Source organism: Halomonas sp. AOP13-D3-9, from assembly GCF_052379125.1.
Taxonomy (GTDB): domain Bacteria; phylum Pseudomonadota; class Gammaproteobacteria; order Pseudomonadales; family Halomonadaceae; genus Vreelandella.
The window spans coordinates 128,044-135,347 of record NZ_JBQSYH010000018.1; the positions used below are offsets into that span (position 1 = coordinate 128,044).

Genomic DNA, 7,304 nt, shown 5'->3' on the forward strand with positions numbered 1-7,304 from the left:
TTGATGCGCACTTAAATGGAATTATGCCGATGCAACAAGATGCGCGTATTATCTCTCGTTCAGCCGTTTTTAGCCGCAGGGTGTTTCCTACCATATGGTTAATCTTTACTAGCTTGATGACTTTGTTATTTTTGTACCACGCGGGTGGCTTTACAATAGCTGTATTTATCCCCCTTGGCATGATTGTTTTTATGGCTCATTCGTTTAAAAGGTCTTATGCAGGTGTAGCTAACCGTGTGTATGACAATGGTGACAGCTTGACGTTTGTGTACGGAAAAGAGCGAGAGATAGTGTATTTAAAGGATGTGATTAACGTTAACTATCAGTCCATGGTGTCACCCGATAAAGTGACACTGACGCTACGAAAATCCGGCGCTGAGAACACCTCTACCCGCGAGGTTGCTTTCCTTCCTACTAGAACCAATTGGAATACGGGCGATATATCGTTCAAAACTTTCAGTCGTGAGAATCGGCTTTTCGAAGAATTGGTTGAACGAGTCGACACGGCAAGGCGCCATGACAATAAAGCTGGGTAACGCAGCAGTTACTAAATTATCCTAGGCGCAGAACTATCGGACTCAAAACTGTCTAGGAAGCAGAAAATTTTTCATTCGCTTACACTCCAGGAGCACCCATGAGCTTTTACGTTTATCTATCCGGTGAGATTCACACCGACTGGCGCGAAGAAATCCAGCGCGGCGCCGAGGCAGCGGGCCTGGATATCGTGTTTACCGCTCCGGTCACCGACCACGCCGCCTCTGACGCCGCCGGCGACCACCTGGGCAAGCCGGAAAATGGCTTCTGGCGCGACCACCAGTCCTCCAAGGTCAACGCCATCCGTACCCGCACCATGATCGAGCAAGCGGATCTGGTCGTTGTCCGCTTCGGCGACCAGTACAAACAGTGGAACGCCGCCTTCGACGCAGGCTACTGCGCAGCCCTCGCCAAGCCCTACATCACACTGCACAGCGAAGATATCGTTCACCCGCTGAAAGAAGTGGATGCTGGAGCGAACGCCTGGTGCACCACCACTGACCAAGTCGTCGAAACTCTGCGTTACGTCCTTAAAGCCTAAGCACTTAGCGCCTTCCACAACCCCACTGCAGCATTAGTAATGTTGACCCGGTGTTGTGGGAGGGCGCTTTAGCGCGCGAAGACCCCTACCCATAAACAATCCAGCCCAATATGGTGTCAGGCCACTATTGCGAGTTCGCTTCGGTAAAAATACCATAAAATCAAAGAATTGCATGCTCGTGGCGCGGTGTAACGCTTGGTGAGGAACGAGTCAAAGGGCACACGCAGCGGAGGCCCGGCGCGAAGGCAGCGCCAGCTACAGCACAAGTTTTCTGCAAAGTCACGTGACCTAAGCCAATTTTATGAATACAGTACGAGTAGATCAGCAAAACTAGAACGTACGCGAATTTTGGATATACTGACGAACTACTATTAATTTTATTAAAAATTAGTTGGTTAGCGCTGTTTCAACGCGCGCGATAAGAATGTTGAACAGCGCAGTGCGTTCATTTAATACCAGAACGTGCAGTCTAATCACTGTTACATGTCATAGGAGGAAGTGTGCGAAAGAAGTTGATTGGAGAGTATGGGCTCTTCGAGTCCAGTGTTGCGGTTTTGTTTTTTGGCTTTTTTTGCTATCTGAATTACCTATTCTTCAAGGGCGTCTATGATGGAGGGGTGGTTACTGAGGAAATCTACTTCATGATCGTTTTCATGAACCTAGTCGGATTAGTTATTGTATTTCTTCCGATTTTGACGAAGAAGGCTGAAGGAGTTTCGAATGAGAAAGTCAAAATATTTTTAGATCTTCCTGATAAGGATTCAAAATTTACCTTCTCTGCCATATCGGGCTTTCTAAGCGATCAAGCGCTGGCGGCTTTTCTGGCGACGCTCTTAATTTTTACTGGAAAACAGGTGTTTGAAAATTTTGGGGGAGTCATAGCGGCGTTCTACGTAATGGTTCTTTTTGTTGCGGCGATTGTTCTGGGGTGTTTATCTTTAGTTCGATTTATAACTCACTTCGCCAAGCATCATGGTGCGCTCTATACTTTGGCTGCGCTTTTATCTACAGGCGTCATGTTCGCTTTTTTTAATGCAGGCTTAAAGATGGCGGCTTGATAACATGTAACAAATGGCTGTTGTCGGACGTGCCTGCGCTGCGGCACGCCGCAAAGCCAAAGCGTTACGTGTCAGCACATTGAGGATTTTTAGTTAATGAAAATTGGAGCAGCAGCAATCTCGAAAATTGCTGAAATGATATGTGGCGATCAACCATTTCAGTTTTTCCCGTATAGAAGTTCGTCTTACCTTACGCGATTTTTTGTCGATTTAGACCTTGATTATGTTCATGATGGATCAACTAGACGAGTATGGGTTAGGGAAGTTCTTGATGAACTTAATAGACGGCAATCTCCAGATAATATGCCATCACCAGAAATGGTTAAGGTCATTGAGTATCTCTTACATCCAGATCACTTTCTTTTTGATGATAACGTTGACCGTGATAAGGCTTTAGAAGCTATCACTTCATCGTTAAAAACAAATGATTTAACGATTTCTGTTCAGGCGAACGGAACAGTTCGGTTACTTCCTGCGAATGGCGAGTTCATTTCAACATCTTTTGAAGAAATCCCTACCGAGAGAGTAATAACGTTTAAACCCAGCGTATTTCAAGTTCCTGCTAAAAAATTAAACGAAAAACTAATTTCTGTGATGATGCCATTTAATGCCGGATTTAATGGCACTTACTCAGCTGTAACTAGAGTAGCTGATTATATGAGTTTGGAATGCAAGCGAGCTGATGACATATGGGATAATTCCACCTTTATACAAGATATCTTTGATTTGATATTTTGCTCTAAGGTAGTGGTGGTTGATTTCACTGGTAAAAATCCTAATGTCATGTATGAAACGGGAATAGCACATACTCTTGGAAAAACTGTTATTCCAATTACTCAGTCCCTTGACGATATACCTTCTGATTTAGGGCATCATAGGGCATTAAAATACTACCCAAATGAAGAAGGATTAAGGAATCTAAGTAATGATTTATACAAACGCCTTCAATTTATCTATAAGCAAAACACGTAACAAGCGCATGTTGCAGGACTGGTTTTCCGCTGCGCTTCAAACCAGCCGCAAATGCGGGTGTTATGCAATGTTCAAACAGACAGTGGAGTAATAATGTCGATCTCAACAATTTCAAGTTCAATTACTAGGTTGCAAAAAGAAATATCAGATATCCACCACAAAATGAGCTTGGAGACAAAAAAGGAGTCTGATTGTGGGAATCGGATTGGGCAAATTGAAAGGAGCATTACCAAAAGCACTAGCATTAGTACTCTGAAAAGCAAAAGTGCTGAAGTTCAAAGAAAACAGGCTGAGATAGCTAAGATACAAGTAAATAAAGCGGGTCTTTATAAAAAGCTATCTGACAAAGAAGGGCAGTTGCTAAAGGCCAAGCAAGATCTGCTTAAAGAAGAGGAAAAGGAACGTAAAAAGCAAGCCGTTGCCGACGAGAGAGAAAGAAAAAAACTAGCAGATTTAGAAAAGAGGCATCAGAGAGAGCAGCTTGAATACCAGCGCCGCTTGCGAGCAGAGATCAATCAAACTTCCAATATGGCTGCTTCTGTGAAAGAGTTGGCGAATACTCAAAATATTTCGCATACAAATATTGTGAAATATGACTTATTTATATCCCATGCCTCGGAAGATAAAGAGGAATTTGTTCGCCCACTCGCTGAAACGCTAGAAAATATTGGGGTTAAAGTATGGTATGACGAATTCACTTTAAAAGTTGGCGATAGTTTGCGAAAAAGCATCGATCAAGGGTTGGTGAACTCGAGATTTGGAACAGTGATTCTATCGTCTGCTTTTTGCTCGAAGAATTGGACACAGTATGAGCTTGACTCGATGGTTGCGCGGGAAATGAATGGACATAAAATGATATTGCCGATATGGCACAAAATAACAAAGAGCGAAGTTATGAATTTTAGCCCAGCACTTGCGGACAAAGTCGCGTTAAACACTTCTTTGCAGAGCATTGAGGAAATCGCTGGAGCGCTCGCAGAGGTAATATTGAGCGCAAAGGCATAACAATGTGCTGCTACGGAAAATTTACTCGCTGGCGCTCCTAAATTTCCGCAGAGCGCGGCGTTGAGCCTGTAGAAAAACTACGCTGACACCTCCTTCTATTCATCACACCAATGACTTTCATGCGATAAATATCAGGCACTGATCCAGCGAAACATCTAGTATGATATTGTCATACTATTGCTGTGTTAGGAGCAACCCTATGAGCATGCATCGGAAAACCATTACCCTGACTGAACAACAAGACGACTGGGTGAGAGGCCAGATTGAAAGCGGGCACTTCGGCAATGATAGTGAGTATATCCGCCATCTTATCCGCCGTGACCAGCAGGCCCAAGAACGTTTAACCAGGCTGAGAAACGCCCTCGTTGAAGGTGAGATGAGTGGGAAACCCAAGCCGCTCGATATGTCGACTATTAAGGCAGCTGGCCGTAAGCGGATGAAGGGGGCTCAGTAGTGGTCAAGCTGAGCATCACGCCGAAGGCGGAATCAGACCTTATTGGCATATGGGTATATACCTGCGAAGAGTGGGGTGTAGAACAGGCGGATAAATACTTGGATCAGCTGGAGGAAGGAATGAAGCAGTTGGTTAATTATCCGTCACTTGGCACCAAGTACGCCCATGTTCTTCCAGGATACCGCCGATTGCAGGTAGAGCATCATGCCGTGTTTTACCAAGTGCTTGAACGGGAGATCCTTGTTGTTCGTGTGTTGCACGAAGACATGGATGCACCTCAAAGGTTGCTGGATTAGTGGCAGCTAACGCCATGATGGTGTCCACTACTAAGATCAGCTCCAACCCGATACCTTTGCGCACAAGTTAGACTTATCCGTTTTCCATGCCAAGTACCGCAACGATGCGACCAGTCGGCTGACCTATGATGCAGCTATTTTTATAAACTCAGGTATTCAAGGCGATACATCAATATTATGACGAGAAAAACACTAGGTTTGAAGGTGAAAGGAGAGATAGATGCCAAGCCCGCCGACGACGTTGAAGATCAATTCCCCAATGATCCCGAAAAACGTTTTTTAAATGGCGTCGCGATTCATCCTTCCCCATGCATTGTTTTAGAGTCTGGTTCTAAGCAGCGCACTGTGCGAGCGATGGATTTGATTACGCCCATTGGGATGGGTCAACGAGGGTTGATTGTGGCGCCGCCAGGCTCTGGCAAAACGACGATGTTAAAACATATCTGTCAGGCCGTGGCAGAAGCTCATCCTGACATAAAGCTATATGCCTTGCTGATTGATGAGCGCCCGGAAGAAGTGACCGATTTTAAGCGCAGTGTGTCGGCAGAAGTGCATGCATCGTCTTCAGACGAAAGCTACACACACCATGTGCGTATGGCCGATAAGCTCCTTGAGACGGCGCGTAGGCAAGCAGGCGAGGGTCATAATGTGATGATTGTGATCGATTCTCTAACGAGACTTTCGCGGGTTCATAATGCCGAGCAGCGGGGCAATGGTCGCACTATGTCGGGTGGGCTGGATTCCCGAGCGATGGAAATCCCTCGAAAACTGTTTGGCGCCGCGAGAAAGATCGAAAACGGCGGGTCGCTCACCATTCTGGCCACCGTGCTGGTGGATACGGGAAGCCGTATGGATCAGGTGATTTTCGAGGAGTTCAAGGGCACGGGCAATATGGAACTCGTGTTATCGCGGGATGTGGCCAATCAACGGATTTTTCCGGCGATCGATATTGCTAAAAGCAGTACCCGTCGAGAGGAGCTTTTGATTGATGCAAAAGAAATTGAAAAAGTAAGGAGATTGCGTAGAGGTTTGACAACGCTTAAGCCAGTAGAAGGCGCGCAGAAGCTGCTTGCGTTGTTGGATAAATATCCCACTAACGCCGAGCTGTTAGATGCGTTTTCACCGGATTCGTGAAATATAGATAATAAAGAAGCCCACCCTTTTAAAAGGTGAGCTTCTTGGGTAAGTTTTAACGATTACTTTTTACTGAAATTCAAGTTTGATTCAGGCACTGCTTTTCGAACCGGAAAACCTGCAATCTCTTTGCGCTCAATAATACTTTTTAAGCGCCTTTCAATGGCACAAAGGTTTTTAAAGTCACTCATGTCGACTAAAGAGATGGCTTCCCCTGAGGCCCCCGCGCGGCCGGTTCGACCAATGCGGTGGATGTATTCTTCTGGCTGAAAAGGTAAATCGTAATTCACCACACGACTCAGTTCATCAATATCCAAACCACGCGCGGCAACCCCCGTGGCGACCAAGTACTTTAGCTCACCAGATTTGAACTGGGCCAAAATCTTTTCGCGCATTGCTTGGCTTCTATCGCCATGGATAGAGTCCGCTGTGATGCCGCGTTTTTCCAGTTGAGCAACAAGCTTGGCCGCATTGTGTTTTTTCTCGGTAAAAATGAGTGCCTGATCCCACTGCTGCTCGTTGATCAAGTGGCTCAACAAGGCGGACTTAGTGTCTTTGTCGACGGTGATGAGCCATTGTTTGACATTAGCGGCGGCGCGGACGTTGGGAGAAATGGATATTTCAGCCGCCAGATCGGTCATCTGACGATCCGAAAAATCGTAGGCGAGGGCGCGAACGTCGTCTGTGATGGTGGCCGAAAACAGTAGGTTCTGACGGTCTTCAGGCAGGCGATCTATGATTTTATGGATATCGTCGGCAAACCCCATGTCGACCATTCTGTCCGCTTCGTCCAGTACCATGACTTTAAGTTCGTCAAAATGCAGCGCACGCTGATGCGCCAAATCAAGCAATCTGCCCGGCGTGGCGACTAGAATATCCACTCCTTTGATTAGGCGCTCTTTTTGCGCCTCGGTATCCACACCGCCATACATCGCCATAGAGGTTAGGTGCGTGTGTTTAGCGTATTGAGCCACATTGGCTTCGACCTGAACCGCTAGCTCACGGGTCGGCACGAGAATCAGCGCACGTATCCGCTTGCCACGTAACGTGCCCGCGTTACTGAATCGCTCTAGCAGAGGAAGAACAAAGGCAGCGGTTTTACCTGTGCCTGTTTGTGCGGTGGCGATTAAGTCGTTACCCGAGAGAATGGCAGGAATCGCTTGTTCCTGAATGGGCGTTGGCGTGTTGTAACCTAGTTCGGTAATCGCTTGAACAAGAGGACTGGATAATCCTAGTTTTGAAAATGGCATTAGGAGCTCTGACCGATGGTCGTAAGGTGTGTCGAAAATGAAAAATGATGCAGTATAGCG

The 7,304-nt window shown here is 46.3% G+C and carries 9 protein-coding genes; 8 read left to right on the forward strand and 1 reads right to left on the reverse strand.

Going from position 1 to position 7,304, the window contains the following annotated elements; all coding sequences use genetic code 11:
• Positions 1 to 29: 29 nt before the first annotated feature.
• The 8 genes from ACT3UM_RS19205 to rho all read left to right on the forward strand — a co-directional run bounded on the left by ACT3UM_RS19205 (position 30) and on the right by rho (position 5,994).
• Entirely contained in the window at positions 30 to 536 is a 507-nt protein-coding gene (locus ACT3UM_RS19205) for a hypothetical protein (protein WP_498901499.1), read from the forward strand.
• Positions 537 to 634: 98 nt separating this feature from the next.
• Positions 635 to 1,075, forward strand: coding sequence for a YtoQ family protein (locus ACT3UM_RS19210; protein ID WP_039859147.1), 441 nt, complete (start codon positions 635 to 637; stop codon positions 1,073 to 1,075).
• 500 nt (positions 1,076 to 1,575) lie between these two features.
• Positions 1,576 to 2,133 (forward strand): hypothetical protein, encoded by a 558-nt coding sequence (locus ACT3UM_RS19215; protein WP_009287055.1) that lies wholly within the window; start codon positions 1,576 to 1,578, stop codon positions 2,131 to 2,133.
• 96 nt (positions 2,134 to 2,229) lie between these two features.
• Positions 2,230 to 3,105, forward strand: coding sequence for a hypothetical protein (locus ACT3UM_RS19220; RefSeq protein ID WP_498901502.1), 876 nt, complete (start codon positions 2,230 to 2,232; stop codon positions 3,103 to 3,105).
• A gap of 93 nt (positions 3,106 to 3,198) precedes the next feature.
• On the forward strand, positions 3,199 to 4,110 hold the full coding sequence (locus tag ACT3UM_RS19225; protein WP_039859145.1) for a toll/interleukin-1 receptor domain-containing protein: 912 nt from the start codon (positions 3,199 to 3,201) through the stop codon (positions 4,108 to 4,110).
• A gap of 199 nt (positions 4,111 to 4,309) precedes the next feature.
• Complete coding sequence (locus tag ACT3UM_RS19230; protein ID WP_039859143.1) at positions 4,310 to 4,564, forward strand: type II toxin-antitoxin system ParD family antitoxin; 255 nt, start codon at positions 4,310 to 4,312, stop codon at positions 4,562 to 4,564.
• Positions 4,564 to 4,860, forward strand: a complete 297-nt coding sequence (locus ACT3UM_RS19235) for a type II toxin-antitoxin system RelE/ParE family toxin (RefSeq protein WP_498901504.1) — start codon at positions 4,564 to 4,566, stop codon at positions 4,858 to 4,860. Before ACT3UM_RS19230 ends, ACT3UM_RS19235 begins: the two co-directional genes overlap by 1 nt.
• 177 nt (positions 4,861 to 5,037) lie before the next feature.
• A complete protein-coding gene (gene rho, locus ACT3UM_RS19240) occupies positions 5,038 to 5,994 on the forward strand; it encodes a transcription termination factor Rho (RefSeq protein ID WP_498901506.1) in 957 nt (318 codons plus the stop codon).
• 62 nt (positions 5,995 to 6,056) lie between these two features.
• Here rho and ACT3UM_RS19245 read toward each other — a convergent pair whose 3' ends face one another.
• Positions 6,057 to 7,244, reverse strand: coding sequence for a DEAD/DEAH box helicase (locus ACT3UM_RS19245; protein WP_498901520.1), 1,188 nt, complete (start codon positions 7,242 to 7,244; stop codon positions 6,057 to 6,059).
• Between the last annotated feature and the right edge of the window lie 60 nt (positions 7,245 to 7,304).

Excerpts from the sequence above, each read along its gene's own strand:
- ACT3UM_RS19205 (WP_498901499.1), top strand. The coding sequence starts at position 30 with ATGCAACAAGATGCGCGTATTATCTCTCGTTCAGCCGTTTTTAGCCGC.
- ACT3UM_RS19210 (WP_039859147.1), top strand. The coding sequence starts at position 635 with ATGAGCTTTTACGTTTATCTATCCGGTGAGATTCACACCGACTGGCGC.
- ACT3UM_RS19220 (WP_498901502.1), top strand. The coding sequence starts at position 2,230 with ATGAAAATTGGAGCAGCAGCAATCTCGAAAATTGCTGAAATGATATGT.
- ACT3UM_RS19225 (WP_039859145.1), top strand. The coding sequence starts at position 3,199 with ATGTCGATCTCAACAATTTCAAGTTCAATTACTAGGTTGCAAAAAGAA.
- ACT3UM_RS19230 (WP_039859143.1), top strand. The coding sequence starts at position 4,310 with ATGAGCATGCATCGGAAAACCATTACCCTGACTGAACAACAAGACGAC.
- rho (WP_498901506.1), top strand. The coding sequence starts at position 5,038 with ATGACGAGAAAAACACTAGGTTTGAAGGTGAAAGGAGAGATAGATGCC.
- ACT3UM_RS19245 (WP_498901520.1), bottom strand. The coding sequence starts at position 7,244 with ATGCCATTTTCAAAACTAGGATTATCCAGTCCTCTTGTTCAAGCGATT.